Consider the following 19,911-nt stretch of genomic DNA (forward strand, 5'->3'; position numbering starts at 1 on the left):
TGTTACCATGATTATTTCTAAAATATCTTTGTTTATATAGGAATAGCTGTTCTGTGATTTATATTTTTGATTTATGCAATCTGATATATTTATCCACTCGGGCGTCTATTTCCTCCTGAGACAAATGGGCCGGGAGTTCGATTGTTGTCCTTTCGCTAATTATAACATGAATAACAGACCCATTTTTTTCCTTTACATTTTTCAATACAGATTCAGCCTGCTGAGTGGCCGAAGTTCTTTCAGAGCGGGTTATCTCGCCCTCTTTCCTGTTTATCGAAGAGCTTTGTTTTGCTGCCATTTTTGTTTTGTTTTAACCTGCCTTTTCTATTTTTACAAATACGAAAGTGTTGTTCAATAGCTATCATTTCATCTGTTTTTCAGAAACCAAATCTTTATATATTTGAGCTATTCGCAATAAGCGGGATGAACGATCACTTTCCGCAATAACAGGGTGATCTTTAAGTATAGTTGTAAACTTTTTTCTTAATAGAACCAATAACAAGAGGTCAGAAGATGTTTTATCTATTGTTATATTTATATTTCTTCTTGCTATATATTGGGTCACTTTGTCATATTCATATTTTGCAACATCAATCAGAGTTTCGTCTTTATCGAGAAGTTCTGAAATAATTATTTCAGGAGAATCTAATTTTAGATTTAAAAACTCATCATATAATAACCCCGCATTATTTGCAAATAGTTCTCCAACATTCAGTAATTCTCCCATTCTCACAGTAAAATCATGTACATCGACAAACTCACCTTCCTGAAGTTTCAATCTTTCATTTGTAGCTTCCAATAACCGTCGAATAGTTATATCTCCGGATTTTGTTATAAGCCCTAACTGATCGATCAAAAGTTTTTCATCTTTTGATAAATTTCCTGTTCGTGGCTTATATTGCAAGTCATGTTTAATTTCATTATATACATGCGACAACAGGCTGCAAACCTGAATTTCGCACGTCGTATTTTTTAGATTAAGATTATCGATAAAATATTCGGAAGGTAAAGCTACCTGACAGTGAGTCGCTTTATAGTATTTGCCATTATCGCCATTCTTATCTTTAACTTCAATCCTGATTTTATCATTACCCTTGCCAATAAAAATTCGCCGAATCTCCTCTACGACTTTCGGCCTGTCTGTTTCCTGATAAGTTATAATACGCACACCTGCAAGGTCACTAATTTCTTCAAAAACACTGTTTACTGATTCGTATTTTATGCTTTTCCTTAGTTTCTCGGCAAGGCTTGTCGGACCTTTTACCCGGTGCTGAACTGTTGCCCGGACAGTCAGATTCTTTTGAACAATACTCTGACATATACCGGAAACTATATCAGTCAATTTTTTATAACGATCATATTCCCTGATATATCTTTTGACGGTTTCTTCTATCAAATTATCATCCATGAGATAGAACTATTGCTGATAATGCTACTTTTTCTGCTATAGCAAATTCTTCTTTCAATTTGCACACAACTTCTTTAACGCTACTTATTTTCTGGGCCAGATGAGCATTTATTCCGGCAAAAGCATATCCTTTTTTCATATCTCCTTTTGCAGCATTAAATAATGCTTTCATAATACAGTAAGGGCTCTTCGTATAGTCACAAGTCTTTATACAATGTACAGGACAGTTTTTAGGAACTTCTAATCCTTCGGCAACACGTTTGAGAAATTCTCCTTTAATGGCACGCCCCGGCATTCCTACCGGACTGTTGATTATCGTAAGATCATCTTTCTGAGCAGTAAGATAAACCTGTTTGAAGGCTGTCGAAGCATCGCATTCGTCTGTAGTAACAAATATTGTACCCATCTGTACAGCAGATGCACCCAATTCTATAAAACGATACATATCTCCGCCTGAAGATATCCCCCCTGCTGCAATAACCGAGATCGTTTTTATTTCTTTGTATGAAGCTACCGTTTTTATAACTTCCGGAATTATTTGTTCAAGAGAATACTGCTCATCATCAAGCTGTTCTCTCTTAAATCCTAAATGTCCTCCGGCTTTTGGTCCTTCTACAACTATCGCATCCGGCAAATAACTGTAGTTGTTATACCATTTCTCACAAATTATCCTTGCGGCACGGGCTGAGGAAACAATTGGCACTAATTTAGTTTTGCTATCGGCAGTTTTATACGATGGTAAATCTAATGGAAGTCCTGCACCGGCAAATATTATATCTGCTTTTTCTGCAATGGCGGTACGTGCCATATCTGCGAAATTAGATAAGGCAACCATTATATTGACGCCAATTATACCTTTTGTTTTTTCTCTGGCTAAACGCAATTCTTCTTTCAGGCCCCAAATACTATTCTTTATGAAATTTCCGTGACCTTTATGAATGAGACCTAAACCTGCACATGATATAACACCTATACCTCCTTCATTAGCAACCGCCGATGCTAAGCCGGATAAAGATACTCCTACCCCCATTCCACCTTGGATAACCGGAAGTTTAACTTCCAGATTCCCTATAAAAAATGATTTCATCTTATTTACAAAAATGTGTTACGACAAAAGCATTACACATTCTCGTAACTGATTAATACCATAAACAAGAAAGTTGATTTTGTTGTCGATTTTGACGATGGGAAGATCCGCTAACCAGCGCGGAGCAAAACATTGAGAAGATAGATACAATAAAAACTAGATTGCTCAAGTTCTAAAGATACGAAAGAAAAACGACTTATTTATTGTTTTACAATATCTTATTAGAATATTCCTTATATTTCTTTATTTGTAACTTTAGCATAAACATTGATATATTCGATCATTTTGGCAATACTCTCAACCTAAATTTCCCCGAAAACAATAAAATTCTGAAATAATAAGGAGTCATATAAAAGGATATATTCTTATGAAAGCCAAAAAAGACACGCAGAATCCCCATTGATGCAGTAATGATTGTATAGAAAAAGCTTGTTCAAATATAACAAAATTCTTATCTATAGTTTTCAACAACTATTCAATGATAATTAGAAAAAAAGTACAGAAAAACAAACATTAGTATAAAGCATTTTATATCTTTACAAAAGATAAGTCGCTCTTTGTATAGTGAGGAAATTAAGCATATCTAAGAACCAAGCTGGTTTCTAAATCGTTACCTGTCAAGAAAAATATCTTTATAGCTTGCTTATTTTCAGACAGAAAGAATAACTCCTATGTCTTGCAGTATGGAAAGAAATCCTCTTGCTTATTCCGCACAAATTAGCAATTTCCTTCAAATAGCAGTCGAATAGATTTTATTTACTCTTTATCAAAGAGTTACGGAGAGCAAATTTTAGAGAGGTAATGACTTGGTAACGGTTCTTTTAACTGGTCTATGCACAGTTTTACACATGTCAGATAACTTTCTACAAAGGTATGTGTTTTTTTTATCTGGCAAAATAATTAGCAGATATTCCCTAAAATCAGTTCATTAAATTCTATCGTTCATTGACACTGAACAACCATAATTAATGAACATCTCTGTGTGTTGTAATTTTACATATCCATTAATTATAAGCATATTAACGTAGAATACACACTCTCTTAGACAAAATTTGTCATAGAAATATTCAGAATCGCTTGCTAAATCCATATTTGTTCAATATATTTGCATGTTCATTGACACTGAACGCACGTTATTTTTGAACAAAATCAGCCATGTATAAAAACAATGACTATATCTACGATGCAGCTTTAGCTTTGGAGCAACTAACCGGATTTCCGGTGAGTCTCGAAAGCCAAAGGAAAGAATATGATGCTATAATGCATATTGACGGGTATCAATTCTATGTAGAAGCAAAGAATGAAATTCGAAAAGAAAATGAAGCCGCTCTTATAAACTTGATGACTTCATCTGATGAGGGATCAAGTAATAAAATAATAGTAGCCAAGTATATCGCAATTGAAACAGCAAAAAAACTGAAGACATATTATATCAACTATTTAGATGCTTCTGGCAATTGCTACATAAAAAGCAATAGTTTACAAATTTATGTCTCCGGACAAAAAGTACAACGCAAACAAAAAACGAATCAAGCAAAAGCCTTCCAAGAGACTGGGATACGATTGTTATTTCATCTATTGTCTGATCCAAAGAATCTTCAACTTTCTTACAGAGAATTGGCAGAATTGGCAGAAATTTCTACGGGTTCTGTAAGTAACATAATCACAGAATTGGAAAGTCAGCATTTTATATTGAAGACAAAGAAGAAACGAATTTTAAAAAGCAAACCTGAATTACTGGAACGCTGGATCATGGCATATCACGATGTACTTCGCCCTCGTTTGGTAAAAAAACAAATGAGGTTTATCAAACCTGATAACTTGTTAGATTGGAAATCTATTAAATTAAATAATCTTGCATGCTGGGGTGCAGAACCTGGTGCGGCAATATTAACTAAGCATCTAACTCCTGAGCAATTTACCTTATACACAAATGATCAATGGCAAAATATAGGAGCTTCGATTGGGTTAGTTCCCGACAACAATGGGAAAGTTGAAATATTACAGCAATTTTGGAAGAATGAAGAGAAACAAAAGAACGAAAATGAAGCACTCATTGCCCCTCCATTATTAATTTATGCCGATTTAATGGGAAGCGGATATGGAAGAAACATAGAAACAGCTAAAATAATTTTAGAAAATGAGTTACAACATATCAAGTGATCAACTACATGACCCAATTATAAAAGAGCTCTTGACAAAGCTGCGTGAATATTTCGATTCTATTCATTCGGAATTTTATATTATTGGGGCTACTGCTAGAAATATTATCTTGTCAGCCATTCATAATCTTGAGATAAAAAGAGCGACCAGCGATTTAGATATAGCAATTGCGATACCTGATTGGAGTCAATTCGATAAGATATCTTCTGACTTAGATGCCATGGATGGATTTCATAAATCAAATAAACAGAAGCAACTTTTTTGGTACAATAAAGTATATCAACTTGATATTGTTCCTTTTGGAGAAGTAGCCAAAGAAGATCATAGCATATACTGGCCACCTGAAGAAGAATTTGCAATGTCCGTAATAGGATTTACTGAAATTGTAAAGGATGTGATTTCTGTAATTATTGATGATGAGCTAGAGGTAAATGTAGCATCCTTACCCGGTATTTTTATCTTAAAATTAGCAGCATATAAGGATCGTGGTTTTGAACTAAATAAGCATGCAGACGATATCGCTTATATTATTGCCAATTATCTCGAAATAAACGAAGAGAGAGCTGTTTCTGATCATTATGACATATATGGTGCCGAAAATTTCACAATTTTCACTTCAGGTGCAACTTTATTGGGACGAGATACAAAAAGAATCTTATCTGAAAATGCTGATGCACTCAATTATTTTATAGATATCCTGCAAACAGAAATTGATGCTGAGGAAGAAAGCATTCTTATCAACCAAATGTTAGAAACACATACAAGCTTGAAATACGACGAAGTTTTCGACGCATTACAAACTCTACTCAACGAATTGAAATAAATCATAATATGGAACAAAGTACAAACAATACCATTGAAGAGGTCGTGTTAGAAGACAATCAATTAATCTGCGTCCTCACGAATGAAGTCAAACCGGCAAAGGTTAAAGAACTAACTTTGCAATCTCTCATTTCGATGCTGAATGAGGAATATGGCTTCGACCTCTCAGATATGGAACGAGATTTTACCATTTCATACATCAACGATGAAGGTAAAAACAAACGGATAAAAGTGGATTTGGCTATGTTTGAAGCCGGGAAGGTACATAATCTTGATCACCTGATTCGTATTTGTATTGTACAAGATGATAAAGTAAAAGTCACAGACGACAAAAAAGGAGTAGTCGCTGCATTAGAAGCCACATTATCCGCTGTGGAAAATTGTGAGTTTGGCGTATGGACGAATGGAGAAGTTTTCCACTTTCTGCAAAAACATGTAGATGATTTTTATAATACGACCTATTTGGATATTGCCGATTTCCCCGGTGAAGGACAAACCATGGAGGATCTGGAAAAATGGTCGGATAAAATAGCACCTCGCAAACCAGCCAACGATTCTTTGGTAAGGACATTTAAGCGTTGCCACGATTATATTTACGGAAACGAAGGGCAAATAAAAGACGCTTTTTGGGAATTGCTCAACCTGATTTTCTGTAAAATATATGATGAGAAAAGGAAATTTATGCCTTCGAAAGATGGTATGAGCTATCGTCGAAAATTTTGGGTAGGAGTAAAAGAGCAAAACTCGAAAGAAGGACTTGAAGCTATTGCCAAACGGATAAAAGGAATTTTTGATGAACTCATGGGAGATGATCTCTTTAAAGAAGTATTTGAGGGGAATGAACGAATTGGACTTAGTGATAAAGGGTTGGCTTATGTGGCAAGCGAATTAGCGAAGTATTCTTTTTTGGATGCAACTGTAGATGTAAAGGGAACCGCTTATGAAACCATTGTTTCCAATACATTGAAACAAGCCCAAGGACAATTCTTTACACCAAGAAATATCATCAAATGTATGGTTGAAATGCTTGATCCGGAGGAGAATATGCGGGTACTGGATCCGGCTTGCGGTTCTGGAGGATTCTTGGTAATGGTACTCGACCATGTAAGAAAAAAGATTGCAGCAAGAGAAAATCCCAATTTGAAGGGTTTGTATCTGGAAGAAACTTACAATTCAAAGGAAATTAACGATTTGGTAAAAGATTATGCGGAACGAATGATTTTCGGATTTGATTTTGACCGTGATTTGAAGAAAGCTGCCCGAATGAATATGGTAATGGCAGGAGACGGTCACGCCAATATCTTTAATATCAATTCTCTTGATTATCCTAATGGCCCCAAAACAGAAGAATTGGAGAAAATAAAAGAAACGATACAACGCAGTATCCAAACAAGTTACGATAGAAATGACCCATTTGAAACAGATGATGCCCGTGAAAAATTCGATTTGATATTTACCAATCCTCCCTTTGGAGCTAAAGTTACGGTGGATAAAGAGATTTCCAAACGATACGCATTAGGACATAACTGGAGCAAAGATACTTATGGTAATTTTCAGAAAGGGAATGAAAGTAGCAGTGAGGCTCCTGAAGTGCTTTTTATTGAACAGTGTTACAATTTCCTGAAGCCGGGAGGCCGAATGGCAATCGTTTTGCCAGACGGAATATTGGGAAACCCCAATACTGAGTATGTGCGTGCTTGGATTCTGGAACGCTTTAAGTTATTGGCTTCAATAGATTTGCCGGTAGAAGCATTTTTGCCACAAGTAGGCGTACAAGCATCATTACTATTCTTGCAAAAAAAGACATCAAGAGAAAGAGATGCTGCTCAGACAAGCGAAGATTATGAAGTTTTCATGGCTATAGCCGAAGCTGTAGGGAAAGATCGTCGTGGTGTTCCTATTTATCTTCGCGACGAAGATGGAGCCGAATTATTATTTGACGGTGAAAAGAAAACGCTCATTCGAGACAATGAAGGGAAATCGAAAGTGAGAACCCGCCAAACCCTCGAAAAAAGGTTGAACGATGATTTACCTTTGATTAAGGATGCCTATTTGAAATTCGTAAAGGAACAAAAGAAATGAAAACCATAATTGCAAATAAGAGTTGGCTTGCCGAAAGCGATTTGAGGTTGGATGCATCGTTTCATTTGAGTGATGGTCGATTAACGAGTATTACCTTTAAAAAAGCCAATATAAAAACATCTCCCCTTCACGAGGTTACCCAAAGAATTTTTTATGGAGGGAGGTCTCGACGAATATATGTAAATAGAAAAGAAAATGGCATACCGTTTATTAAAGGAGCTGATATTGTAAAAGCTGATTTTTCTCCTCTAAAAATGATTTCTCGTAAACGAACCGCAAATTTGGATGAATATTTTTTAGAAGAAGGATGGACTCTTATCACTCGTTCAGGGACAATTGGCAATACAGCATATGTAAATAAAGATTTCATTCATAAAGCTGCATCTGACGATATAATAAGGGTGGTTCCAAAATCAATACCATCAGGTTTTCTTTATGCATTTCTTTCTTCAAAGTATGGACAAGCATTAATTAAACATGGGACTTATGGAGCAGTGATCCAACATATAGAACCTGAACATATTGCTAATCTACCTGTTCCAATTTTCACAACCGATAAGCAAGAAGAAATACATTCACTAATTGTTCAAGCAGCGGATTTACGGGTTGAGGCAAATCGGTTGTTAGAGGAAGCAATAACTTTATTTGAAGAAAAAATTGGAATTCATCAAGTGGTTTCATCCCATCAAACAGAGGTGCTTCAAATTAAGGAAATCAAATCTTTCTTATTAAGGTTAGATTCTCAATATCAGATAGGAATGAATAAGATTAAGAAAGAGAAAAAAACTATCGATTATAGAACTATCAAATCTCTTGCAGCAAATATAACTGTTGGAAACAGGAGTAAAAGAAATTATGTGGAAAATGGGATTCCATTTTTATCTTCTTCTGATATGATCCTATTTAATCCCAAAAGATATGCAAAACAAATTAGTATAAAGACCGGTGGAATAGAAAATCTATTAGTTAAAAGAAACTCAATATTGATATCTCGTTCAGGAACTGTAGGTAATGTTGTTTTTGTCGGGAATGATTTATCACAAACGGCAATTTCTGAGCATGCTATGAGATTAGAGATTGATTCCTTAAAAATTGATCCTGCATATATTTTTTGTTATTTATCTACACAACAGGGCCAAAGCTATATGAAATCATCAGCTTTTGGATCCGTTATAATAACTCTAAATGAAGACCTAATTGGGAATATAGAAGTTCCAATCTTAGACACGTTAACTCAGAAGAATATTTCTGATAAAATATATCAATATCAAGAAAATTTGGATTCAGCTACGATAAAAGAAAATAAAGCTATCCAACTCGTTGAAAAAGAAATAGACCAATGGCAACAGTAATACATCCCAAACACAGTTCCGGAGCAGTCAATGCAGGTGAAGACCGCTTATTGAAATATTTGGAAGTAAATCTTCCGGATGGCTACTTCGTTGTTCCTAATGTGGAATTTGCCAATGCAACTCCCCGTGGACAAGTACAATATTTGGAGTATGATTGTCTGGTTATTGCTCCTCATGCTATTTACCACATTGAAAACAAAGATTGGGGAGGACAGTTGACCGGAGACGATTCTACTTGGTACCTCAACGATAGCGAAAAATCCAATCCGCTGAAAACAGTCCGTTTCAAAACAGCGGTATTAGTAAGTAAACTCAGGCAACACAATCCCGTATGGGCAAACGCTTGGGTAGCTTCATTGTTAACGCTTTCAAATCCTCGCCAAAATAAAAGCGGATTGTATGGCGATTGTGAAAAAGCAACTTATTTGTTGAACGACAAACTCATTCAATTTATCACTTCCCCTGCTGCTGTGCGAAAACAGCCCAATGACATTGCTGATATATCTGCCGACATAAAAGATTTTGTATGCGGCACATTGAGCGAAGTTATTAATCGGGAACGGAAAGAAATTGAAGGGTATGAAATCATTGAGACTTTAGTTGTTGACAAATGCTATTCCGAATATTTGTGCAAACCCAAAGGAATGCTTACCGCCAACAAGAAACGAATAAAAGAATACATATTGGATATGGCAGGATTAAGCCCCGCTCAGGAGGAACAAAGATCCAACCAGATTAGGAATCAACAATACGCACTCAATCAAATCAAACCCTGTCCTTTTATTCTAAACGCTCAATTCAGAGTGAGTGACGATAATCGTTTTTACGAAATAACAGATTATCTGGATGAGAATTCGTTACGAGCAGAATTGCGTCGCAAGACCTTTACACAAGAAGAGAAACTCAACATTGTCTACAACTTAATTGAAGCACTCAAAGTAGCCCACGAAGCAAATGTTTATCATCGCGATCTAAATCCCGAAAACATCTACTTAACAAATGGGTATGCAGCTTTAGCCAATTTTGGAAAAGCCTATTTTGCCGATCACGGAGAAATGGGATATACAGTTGCCATAACCATCGACAGCAATAATGCTACTCCTTATCATGCCTTTGAACTGTTAGCAAAAGATGCTTCCCGAGCCAGTGATATATACTCATTGGGAGTTCTTATATACGAACTATTTACAGGGAAGCTGCCTTTTAACTCGCCTTACGAATTAAATAATTTGGGAGGAAAACTCCCCGATAGATTATTACCCACTGCAATTAATCCTTCACTTCCCGCTTGGTTAGATGAATTATGTCGCAATACCATTCTGACCAGTGACGAAGCCCGATGGGACAATGTGGAAACAGTAGAGAAATTCTTGAAGGAAGCCATTTCACAATCACAACCACCGGTACCTGCAAATCGCGCTGCAATTGTAGATTCAGAAGACCTGAAACCCGGGAAGAGGCTGAAAGAATATACCCTTTACAATGAATTAGGTAAAGGAGGTTATTCTAAAGTATTCAAAGTGAAGCACTCTTTACAGGGCGAAGAATATGCTATGAAGATATTCAATGAAAGCATTAATGCTCAAACCGTTATTGACGAATATAGTGCATTGAAAGATTTGGACAACGACCATATAGTAAAATTTAAATTCAACGGAATATTGGATAATGGTCAGTTCTATACCCTCATGGAGTATTTGGACGGAGAAAATCTGAAAAGGTATACCAAAGAAGATGTAAAACTACCACTACAAAAAGTCTATCAGGTAGCTAAAGAGATTTTGCATGCCTTAGTGTATATGCAACAACAAAAGCCTCATCCGATCATCCATCGGGATATCAAACCCCAAAACATCGTATGGGATCAAAATAAAAATCGGTTTGTATTGATAGATTTTAATGTAGCAACTGTATTGGAGGCCAATACTGATTTTGTAGGGACAAATCCTTATTTGGCACCTGACTTAATAAAAAGCAGTACCAAAGTCGACTGGGATACGAGTGCCGATACTTTTGCATTAGGAATCACCCTTTACGAATTGGTCTGCCAAAATTACCCATGGAGCAACATGCAGCCCAGAGTGGGAATTTCTCCCTATCGACCACAAGATTTCAATGCTGAAATTTCGGAGAGCTTTGCTGCATTTTTAATTAAAGCCATTGCATGTAAAAAAGAAGACCGATTTGCAACAGCTGCAGTGATGCAGGAGGCCTTGGGCGCTATAGGTGAAGAAAATTTGTTAAAAGACAGGGAAAAGCCAATTACTGATGAAGTTAACTTTATAAACAGTGATTTTGTTGATTATCTGAATTCTCTATATAGTCAAAGCCGCTATGGTAATTCCGGAACACGAGCAGGACATTCGCCAATAACTTTTGATAATCTGACTTATACTAAAACCAAATTAGATACAGAATTGGTAGAAGCAATAAATAATGGGATGTTTCGTCTGGTAATCATTACCGGAAATGCAGGTGACGGAAAAACCGCTTTTATCAAGAAAATTGAAAGTCAATCAAAAAATCTTCAACGCTTAGACAACTGCAACGGAGCAAAATTTCAATTTAACGGAATTTCTTTCCAAAGTAACTATGATGGTTCACAAGATGAAGATGATCGAAGTAACAATGAAGTATTAGCTGATTTTTTTCGTCCATTTGAATATGCCAAAGACTTCAGTTCAGTTGGAGAAGGACGAATCATAGCCATCAACGAAGGGCGTTTAGTCGATTTTCTGCAAAGTTCAGAACGATTCAAAAACCTGTATAACATCATTGATGAATATTTCTACAGGGAAGGGCATACCGAATTACCGGCAGGGTTAATGGTTATCAATTTAAATCTAAGATCAGTAACTGCAAAAAACGGACATGACAGTCTATTTCGTCAACAAGTAAAAGCATTGACACAACCAATGCTTTGGCACAAATGTGCCAATTGCGAACATGCTTCCACTTGTTTTATCAAATACAATGTAGATAGCTTGACTGACACCGCAGCCGGAGATGAAATAGTCAATCGGATGGAATGGCTGTTACGCACAGTTAGCTACAAGCGAGAATTGCATGTTACAATGCGGGATTTGCGGTCTTTCATTGCTTATATGATTAGTCGGGATTGCTCCTGTGATGATATTCCGGAATTATATCAACGATATAACAAACAACCTGAAAAATACTGGCAGTATTATTATTTCAATATTACATCTCCTTTAGGGCCTGAATCTAATGACCGCTTGATCAAATTAATGCGAGAAACAGATATTGCTCAGGTATCTATGCCATCTATCGATCGGGATTTGTATTTTGGCATTCATAGCGCCAAGAACTATCTGGATTTTGCTCAACGAACAGATGGTCTATTAGAGGCTTTCAACACCAACAAAATGTGGATCCCATCTCACGAACAAACAGATGAGATAAGATCTATCTTGAAAAGTCGCCACGAAACCTATGTGCGGCATCAATATTTTGAAGGGAAATTTAATTTCACAAAAAGACTACCCTATTATTCGTTGAAAGATTTTCATAAAATATTGACTGCCGGAGAAAATAAGTTGGAAGAAATTGAAAATGCCAAACAAGCTTTTGCAAAAGCTATGTCTATCAGTGAAGGCTGTACGAATACTGATTTTGCAAATAAGTTTCTCCTTTTAGCATCTTCCCGGGTAATTGATCCGATAAGTAAAACCTACCGCCGTTTCCCCATAGATGAATTTGAATTATTTGTGAACAAAACATCACATTTGATTAAATACATCGAATATGAAAGCGACAGTTTGATATTCAGACACAAAACAGACAAATATATTTCCTTGACCATCTCATTGGATTTATATGAAATGTTACATTTTATACAACAAGGATTTAGCCCCTCAGTCAATGATCTAAGAGGGCGCTTTGTCGAACTGCAAATATTCAAAAATTTGCTCGAAAACCGCAGCTATAAAGAAGTGATCGTAACCAAAGACAATAAATCTTTCTTTGTAATTAGTTTGGATCAACAAACAAACCAATTGACTTTGTCTTCCTTAAAAACAGCAGAAGTATGGCAATAAAATTAGATAAACAGGAAAAAAACTTTCGCAACGAATTGGTTTTTGCAGCCGATGCTAAGGCTGTAAATTTGGATCATACCCTTACTAATCTGTTCATGCTAATGCGTAATGACGGCAAACGGGTTAAAGTAAAGGTAACCAAAGAGCATACCTTTGAGACCATGCACAAATACCTTGAAAGTTTAGAAAACAGAGGAGTGATCTCGGGATTCAAAGAAAACTTCGAAGCTGCGGATTGTTGGCTGAGAAGTAATTTATTGACCTTGGTTAATAGAGGTAATATTCAGAATGAGAAAATTGCCTCTTTACGTCCTGTACACTTAGAAAATTATAGGATTAGAAATATTGCTCAGGCTCGTGATTATAATACGGCAGACCAAATATTTCTGATGCTCCGTAAACAGCCTGGCATTCTCAACAGTCTAAAAGATTATTTGAATAAAGGTTGGGATAATGCAACCAAAAACATTGCTAAAAATATAGAATTAGATGTTGACAGCGTAGGTATTCTTCATTTAATAAAATACATTGAAGTTGATCTTAAAACCTCTTCCTTACTTAAAAATGTAAGGCCGGTATTGGAGGCACAAGCAGATTTGTTATGCGATGATATTCTTCGTCTATTAGTCTACAAGGATGATATTCCCCGCAGTGTATTTATCGAATATTTGCGTACACTTATAGGTTTTCATTTGTCACTTTATACCCAAAAATTAATTCATCTTCTTCCCAAGATGATTGAAGCCGGCACTCGTAACATACAAGATGATTGGTCTATTATTGTTGATGTTACTGACAACTTAGATAGTAAAGTCTCCCTATATGCATGTGAAGACATGGAAATGACTTTAAATGCTCTTTATGAGTATGTAAAATCGACATTCGAGATTAATGCTGTATACTGGCGTTCGGAATTCTCGTCTCAACCCAACATGGATACGATAGATGATATTCTTGCTGTGTTGAAAAACAGACCGGAGAATTTTGATATGTATTATGAATCCAAATTGGATACAATCCTTCACAACATGGATGATGAAGACGACAGAAAGTCTGTTCTAAATCATATCCAATACGAAACTTCAAGCTTCGATAAATACGTACAAACATTAGTGAAAGCCAAGGGAGCATACCAATATCGCTATTATCATCAATTTATCGACAACATCTCTCAAAAAAATACCGATTATGGTTTTTTAGCAGATGGAAGAAGTCGAAGACATACCCGCAGGGCAGTCTTAGGTTCCCGACTATTGGAAACATTAGTCCAGTTATTGGTATTGGAACCTCAAGACTCAGGAGGATTTAAATCTCATTCTCTATCAATTGATGAATTAATAACAGCTTTACGCAGACGCTATGGAATCATCATCAATGGAATGTTGGAACCCCGATTTAAGGATGCTGATGTGCAAACCTTAACAGCTTTTCGTGAAAATGTAGAGGCATTTAAAAATAAACTGAGACAAATCGGCTTCTATACAGACTTAAGTGACGCGTATATTTTACAAAAAATCAGACCACGATATAATCTTGATGTATGAATATGGACTTATCAACAACATACTACAATAGGTTTCTTGCTCTTATTCTTCACGAATATGAAAATGAATTCAAATTAGCAAGACCCGGACATTGCATGAAAATAGCGGGATTAGCATTGCAAGAATTAATTCCATTGTGTCAGTCCATAAGAGATATATACCCTGATATTCAGGCTTATATTCTATCGGAGGAACAAACCGGGGAACTTTACATAAGTGCAACGAAACTGATCGAGTTTAGAAATGCACTTACATTTCCTTTGCTCGTTTTAATTCCCGCTAACAGTAAATCAACGACTGAAGATTCGTACGGAAATGCTACTTTTAAGAATTTGTCCATACAACATTTGGATGAGAAATTATTATCGGAATTAAAAAACGAAATTCCTGTTCACGCCAGAGCCTATATTTATGAACTATTCAGCTATCTTAAATTACAAGGAAGAAGAACCATTCAGTATATTCAATATTTATTATCGGTACAACTTTCAGAATGGGATTTGGCTGAAATCGGGAACTCATTATCTTGGCTGACATTAATTCCTGATGCCGGATTAACTACGAACTCCGATCAAGTTAGACAGCGACTTTCGTATAATCTTAAGTGTATTGACATTTTAGGAGATTTCTCCCGATCTATTCCTGATCGAATAGCGAGCCTTCCTATTGAAACCAATACTCTACAAAAAGAAATTGCAGGATTTCTTCGGTTAAATCCAATTGTGTCTAAATCTGATATTTGCAGGACGATTGCAGTTGAGTATCCTCAACTAAATTTTACCCGGTGGGAGATTCCTGATATTGATAAACGTTCAGATTTACGCGTCTTTGTAGATAAAATCTCCTCAAGTGATCTCAAAACTGACGAGGGTGACCTAACACTGATTATCCCCAAAGGAAAAGTCTCTAAAGTAAAAATAAGAATCTCAACAAAACCTATCCCAATTGATTTCAGTGACTTGAAATACTTTCGAATAGTATTGATGGCTATTGATGGTTGGTATCCTGTAACTGATGTAAAAAAAATCAAAGTCTCGGAAAACAAGCAAGCATATCGAGATATTACGGTGATGCTTTCTGAAAATATGTTTGAAGAAGGATCTTATTTTTTTCGCATTATTGCAGAGGATGAAAATGGGGGAATACTCAATACACAAGATAGTTTTATTCCAATTGACCAAGAAGAGCATTGGAAAATCCGACATGCTCAGAATCCTAATCTGACAAGGGATGAGTTTGAATTGGAATACAAAATTAAGTATACAAGCGACTCTGATGACTTTTACTTAAAAATTGGAACCACAGAGGACGAAGGCGATCAAGGTATTGATACTGGGATCCAGCGGAAAGATAAGTTAAATAACCTTCTTCAGGCATATTTTCGCTATCGAATTACCCAACTTCGCCAAAATGATGATCTGTCAATGCCTTTAGCAATTGATGATTCTGAAGTTTGGCTAAAAGATTCTCAATCTGCTCCGGTAAGTATTTTTCATGCAAAGTACTCAAGCTCTCATAACTATCAAATTAGCATTGCCAGTAAACTTTTGAAATTGGAGTCATGCTTGTTAAGCCATTCCCACGAATTAGGACATGTAGAGGCAATACTGAGTAAAAATCCTATTGAAAAAGGGTTTCAGTCTCTTCGCTTCATTTCGACAACCTCCATTCTCGAAATTCCACCGACATTATTAGAATTAAGAAAAAAGCTTTTTACTGAAATAAGAAACTCAGCACCCAATGAATCGGGAGTCTTTGAGACCTTTGGTTTATTTCGTCATATTGAACTTATAAAAAGTTATTTGAACGAATTGACCAATTGGAGTGAAGAACTAAAAGGCAAAATAAAGCAATCCCTAGAAAATTCAGCTAACCCAATTGAGAACTTGCCAAATCAGCTAATTGAGCTTCAAAATCTAGATTTGATGATCGTCAAGACAGAAATGCCTGATGGACAGCCAATATCTGTAAAGTTAATATCTCCTCTTCATCCGTTACGACTATATTGGTTTATAGACTTATTTGATCTATTTCAAGATTGGGAAGAAAAAACGAAAAATAACGAACAATATAAAAAGGCTTGGTACAGAAAATTAGAGAATTTATTTCTGGGAGAATTAATACCTGACATCGCCCTGCCTGTAATTGTGAATGGAACAGGATCCGACTATTTTCAATATTTAGGAGAATTGACTTTCGGTTGGGGGATTTATGCCAAATCAACAGTAAAAACTGATGATGCTTTCTCATCCATCTCACGCCAAATAAAAACATACTTATCTCTTTTGCTCAACATCTCGAACGAGTATCGGATGGATACTGATGTTAATGAAACTTTAGTTAGGAGGCATATTCAGAATTACCTGATACAGCACCCTTATACCAATAAATTAATAATAAATCTTTTTAATGCAGGAGATGCTCAGGTATTTGCAAATACGCTGGTTCAACTGGAACGCCACCCTGAATATAAAAAACTGAAATATGAGATTCGGCTCTTTGCCGATGATAAAATTATCACTCCCGGAGAAGCGTTTCAGAATTTGATAAATCCAGAATATTCTATATCCGAAGATGCTGAAGCGTTTTCTCAAGCCTCTGGAAATCGTTTATTCCCTAAATTAAGGTTTTCTATAAACAGCATCAATAGTTTTACCCAAACACCTCAAGACTATAATGCGCATATTAGTTTTTTGGTAAGTCCTTTTCCTGTGAAAACGACTCTCATTCGACCTAACCGAAAGAAAAGGTCGTTCTATTTGAACGGGTTAATAAACAAACAAATAATTGATATTACTCAAAAGTCAGATGCCATTGTATGGAATAAATATTTTGTCGCAAGGCCTCTTCAGCATTCATTAGACAAATCATCTAATAACGGAATAAAGCTATTTAGCAACATCCAACTTTTTATTGCAAATGCATTGGCTGCAGGCAATAGTGAATCAGTTCCGACTTCATCTTTAAGCTTAAATGAACCCGATAAGGTTTTATTATCCTTTATTCATGATGTTTCTGATTGGGTTGTAACATTCGATAAAAATATGGGGCCGGAAGTTTACGATCTCCCTGGTAAAAATGGAGAAGTTCCATTTTTGTTAGATTATGTTCCGGGGCAAGAAATATCCGGTATTTCATCTTATCTGACCACCCGTCCTACATCGGAAATTGTTGGTCTGTTAGGCCCTCATTTTGCCCAATTTGGAGTTGATGTCAGAACGGATGAGGAAAAGTTAACAATCCTTTTGGAAGATGTTCGAACCATCAGTAGCTCATTAATATTGCAGTTTAACTCCACTGAGAACAAAGCATTTGAGGTATTAGGAACAGCCTTTACAAAGAGAGTATTGGAAAAGAAACGCATACTCGAAAATTCGTTCCTTATTCCTGTCGACTTACATAAAGAATTATTTGATAATTTACCCGAAGAAAATAAAAGTAGAGCTGATACCCTATTGGTAAAAATCAACCCTGAAACGAGCGAAATAACATTCACTGTTATTGAAATTAAGTGTAGAAAATCATTATCTGATTCAGAAAAGGAGTCTCTAATTGAGAAAATGGAGAGCCAAATTGACAATACAATTAATGCCCTTCGGTTTCATTTTGATCCCGATTATTATTTGTCAGACGACAGACTTGATAGAGAATTGAAAACTTTAGAATTCAAGCAATTGCTCGAGTTTTATATTAATCGGTCAGCACGCTATAATCAACTTTCACAAGAAGTGCGAACTGCGTATTTAGACGTATTGGAAAATCTGGATAGAGGATATGCTATTTCATTTAAACGTTGTGGTATTATTTTTGATTTTTCAGCATCTCAGATACATAAAAAAGAAATATTTTCTGAGGATTCGATCTATTTTACTTTTGGGAAAGGCCTAATTGATGATATTTTAGACCCCAAATCAGATCTCAATACTCATCGTTTAGAGCATATCACTGAAGAAGATAATTTATTTTCTTTTTTTGGAGCTCCGGAGGTTTCTGCATTTATTCAAACTCTGGAAGTTAAACCGTATGAAGAACCAGAGCAGGATACCTCAATAGTAGTTGTTCACGAGCCGTCAATAATTGCATCTGAAAAGACAGAGAGAAAGAAAGACATTAATGAAGATACGATATTATCTACTGACAATAAAATATCATCTAATGATGCAGCAACGATTTCTATAAAAGAAGAAAATGATGTTCCTGATTATGATATATTAGTCGGTAAAACATCTCAAAGCGAACAATATGGAATTTTAGGAAAAGTTTCCTCCAATAAAAGAACTGTGGCATTGGATTTAAGCGAAACGAATACAATTAGTTTATTTGGAGTTCAGGGAGGTGGTAAAAGTTATACAATAGGAACAATTACCGAGATGGTGCTGAAACAATTTTCTAAAATCAATAAACTTCCGGCTCCACTTGCAAGCGTTATTTTTCATTATAGTGAGAGTAAGGATTATGAACCGGAATTTACTTCTATGGTAAATCCAAATGACAATGATAAAGAATTACAAAAGTTGAAAGAGGAATTTGGCGCAAATGCTAATAGTTTGAGTGATATTATTTTATTGACACCCAAAGATAAGGTAGTAGAAAGACAGCAACAATATCCCTCCATTGAGGTACGTCCTATATCATTTAACTCAAACGAATTAAATGTAAAAGATTGGATGTTCTTATTTGGAGCCATAGGGAATGATTCCGTTTATATTAAACAATTGAAGTTTATTATGAAGGGAATGCGTGAAAATATTAATCTGAAAGATTTTAGGGCTAATGTTGCCAATTCTCCATTATTATCTAATTCTCAAAAGTTGTTAGCAGAACAACGAATTCAGTTTGCCGAAGAGTATATTGATGATAGTTTTGAATTAGGTAGCCTGATACAACCCGGAAGATTGATTATTGTCGATTTAAGAAATGAATATATAGAGAAAGATGAGGCTCTTGGACTCTTCGTTGTCATGCTCAATATTATATCAAGTGTCGGCGTTAAAGAATTTAACAAGTTTATCGTATTTGATGAAGCTCACAAATACATGGATAACAAAGATCTTACAGGCAGTATAGTGACAGCAATCAGAGAAATGCGGCACAAAGGTGTCTCAATCATGATTGCCAGCCAAGATCCATTAAGCCTCCCGAATGAGATCATTGAACTAAGTAGCATCGTTCTTTTACACAAGTTCAATAGTCCGCAATGGGTAAAACACGTTCAAAAGTCTATTACTCAATTAGCATCATTAACCCCTTCCGATTTATCTTCATTGGTTCCCGGCGAAGGATATTTATGGGCAACAAAATCAACAGATAAAGGAGTGATGAATCGACCAGTAAAAATTTTCACACGCCCTCGTGTCACAAAACATGGAGGAGAAACCATTAAAGCCATTTAACT

10 protein-coding genes are annotated in these 19,911 nt (G+C 35.8%); 7 read left to right on the forward strand and 3 right to left on the reverse strand.

Translation table 11 applies throughout. The annotated features are described in order from the left end of the window. Nucleotides 1–58 precede the first annotated feature (58 nt). The 3 genes from ACYQ3L_RS05570 to ACYQ3L_RS05580 all read right to left on the reverse strand — a co-directional run bounded on the left by ACYQ3L_RS05570 (nt 59) and on the right by ACYQ3L_RS05580 (nt 2,495). Entirely contained in the window at nt 59–298 is a 240-nt protein-coding gene (locus tag ACYQ3L_RS05570) for a hypothetical protein (RefSeq protein WP_006844264.1), read from the reverse strand. A 63-nt stretch (nt 299–361) separates the two neighbouring features. Then, complete coding sequence (locus ACYQ3L_RS05575) at nt 362–1,408, reverse strand: GTP pyrophosphokinase (RefSeq protein WP_380001554.1); 1,047 nt, start codon at nt 1,406–1,408, stop codon at nt 362–364. Then, nucleotides 1,401–2,495, reverse strand: coding sequence for an NAD(P)H-dependent flavin oxidoreductase (locus ACYQ3L_RS05580; RefSeq protein WP_380001552.1), 1,095 nt, complete (start codon nt 2,493–2,495; stop codon nt 1,401–1,403). Before ACYQ3L_RS05580 ends, ACYQ3L_RS05575 begins: the two co-directional genes overlap by 8 nt. A gap of 1,155 nt (nt 2,496–3,650) precedes the next feature. On the opposite strand from ACYQ3L_RS05580, the gene ACYQ3L_RS05585 reads away from it, so the two are divergent. Genes ACYQ3L_RS05585 through mads8 form a run of 7 tightly spaced genes read left to right on the forward strand, consistent with a single transcriptional unit; the run spans nt 3,651 to nt 19,909 of the window. Beyond that, the gene (locus ACYQ3L_RS05585; RefSeq protein ID WP_380001550.1) at nt 3,651–4,658 is read left to right on the forward strand and encodes a type IV toxin-antitoxin system AbiEi family antitoxin; all 1,008 of its coding nucleotides are present in this window, start codon (nt 3,651–3,653) and stop codon (nt 4,656–4,658) included. After that, nucleotides 4,636–5,481 carry a nucleotidyl transferase AbiEii/AbiGii toxin family protein gene (locus tag ACYQ3L_RS05590; protein WP_380001548.1) on the forward strand — a complete coding sequence of 282 codons (846 nt, stop codon included), beginning with the start codon at nt 4,636–4,638 and terminating at the stop codon, nt 5,479–5,481. Before ACYQ3L_RS05585 ends, ACYQ3L_RS05590 begins: the two co-directional genes overlap by 23 nt. An 8-nt stretch (nt 5,482–5,489) precedes the next feature. Next, a complete protein-coding gene (gene mads2, locus ACYQ3L_RS05595) occupies nt 5,490–7,562 on the forward strand; it encodes a methylation-associated defense system DNA methyltransferase MAD2 (protein WP_380001546.1) in 2,073 nt (690 codons plus the stop codon). Next, nucleotides 7,559–8,914, forward strand: coding sequence for a methylation-associated defense system restriction endonuclease subunit S MAD5 (gene mads5 / locus ACYQ3L_RS05600; RefSeq protein ID WP_380001544.1), 1,356 nt, complete (start codon nt 7,559–7,561; stop codon nt 8,912–8,914). The genes mads2 and mads5 overlap by 4 nt, the downstream gene beginning before the upstream one ends. Further along, nucleotides 8,902–12,972: a methylation-associated defense system protein kinase MAD6 gene (mads6, locus tag ACYQ3L_RS05605; RefSeq protein ID WP_380001542.1), complete on the forward strand. Its 4,071-nt coding sequence runs from the start codon at nt 8,902–8,904 to the stop codon at nt 12,970–12,972. Before mads5 ends, mads6 begins: the two co-directional genes overlap by 13 nt. Next, a complete protein-coding gene (mads7, locus tag ACYQ3L_RS05610; RefSeq protein WP_380001540.1) occupies nt 12,963–14,516 on the forward strand; it encodes a methylation-associated defense system protein MAD7 in 1,554 nt (517 codons plus the stop codon). The genes mads6 and mads7 overlap by 10 nt, the downstream gene beginning before the upstream one ends. Beyond that, nucleotides 14,513–19,909, forward strand: a complete 5,397-nt coding sequence (gene mads8 / locus ACYQ3L_RS05615) for a methylation-associated defense system ATP-binding protein MAD8 (RefSeq protein WP_380001538.1) — start codon at nt 14,513–14,515, stop codon at nt 19,907–19,909. The genes mads7 and mads8 overlap by 4 nt, the downstream gene beginning before the upstream one ends. The last annotated feature ends 2 nt before the right edge of the window (nt 19,910–19,911 follow it).

This window comes from Dysgonomonas termitidis, from assembly GCF_054657735.1.

Excerpts from the sequence above, each read along its gene's own strand:
- mads7 (WP_380001540.1), top strand. The coding sequence starts at position 12,963 with ATGGCAATAAAATTAGATAAACAGGAAAAAAACTTTCGCAACGAATTG.
- mads2 (WP_380001546.1), top strand. The coding sequence starts at position 5,490 with ATGGAACAAAGTACAAACAATACCATTGAAGAGGTCGTGTTAGAAGAC.
- ACYQ3L_RS05590 (WP_380001548.1), top strand. The coding sequence starts at position 4,636 with ATGAGTTACAACATATCAAGTGATCAACTACATGACCCAATTATAAAA.
- ACYQ3L_RS05580 (WP_380001552.1), bottom strand. The coding sequence starts at position 2,495 with ATGAAATCATTTTTTATAGGGAATCTGGAAGTTAAACTTCCGGTTATC.
- ACYQ3L_RS05585 (WP_380001550.1), top strand. The coding sequence starts at position 3,651 with ATGTATAAAAACAATGACTATATCTACGATGCAGCTTTAGCTTTGGAG.
- ACYQ3L_RS05570 (WP_006844264.1), bottom strand. The coding sequence starts at position 298 with ATGGCAGCAAAACAAAGCTCTTCGATAAACAGGAAAGAGGGCGAGATA.
- mads8 (WP_380001538.1), top strand. The coding sequence starts at position 14,513 with ATGAATATGGACTTATCAACAACATACTACAATAGGTTTCTTGCTCTT.
- ACYQ3L_RS05575 (WP_380001554.1), bottom strand. The coding sequence starts at position 1,408 with ATGGATGATAATTTGATAGAAGAAACCGTCAAAAGATATATCAGGGAA.
- mads6 (WP_380001542.1), top strand. The coding sequence starts at position 8,902 with ATGGCAACAGTAATACATCCCAAACACAGTTCCGGAGCAGTCAATGCA.
- mads5 (WP_380001544.1), top strand. The coding sequence starts at position 7,559 with ATGAAAACCATAATTGCAAATAAGAGTTGGCTTGCCGAAAGCGATTTG.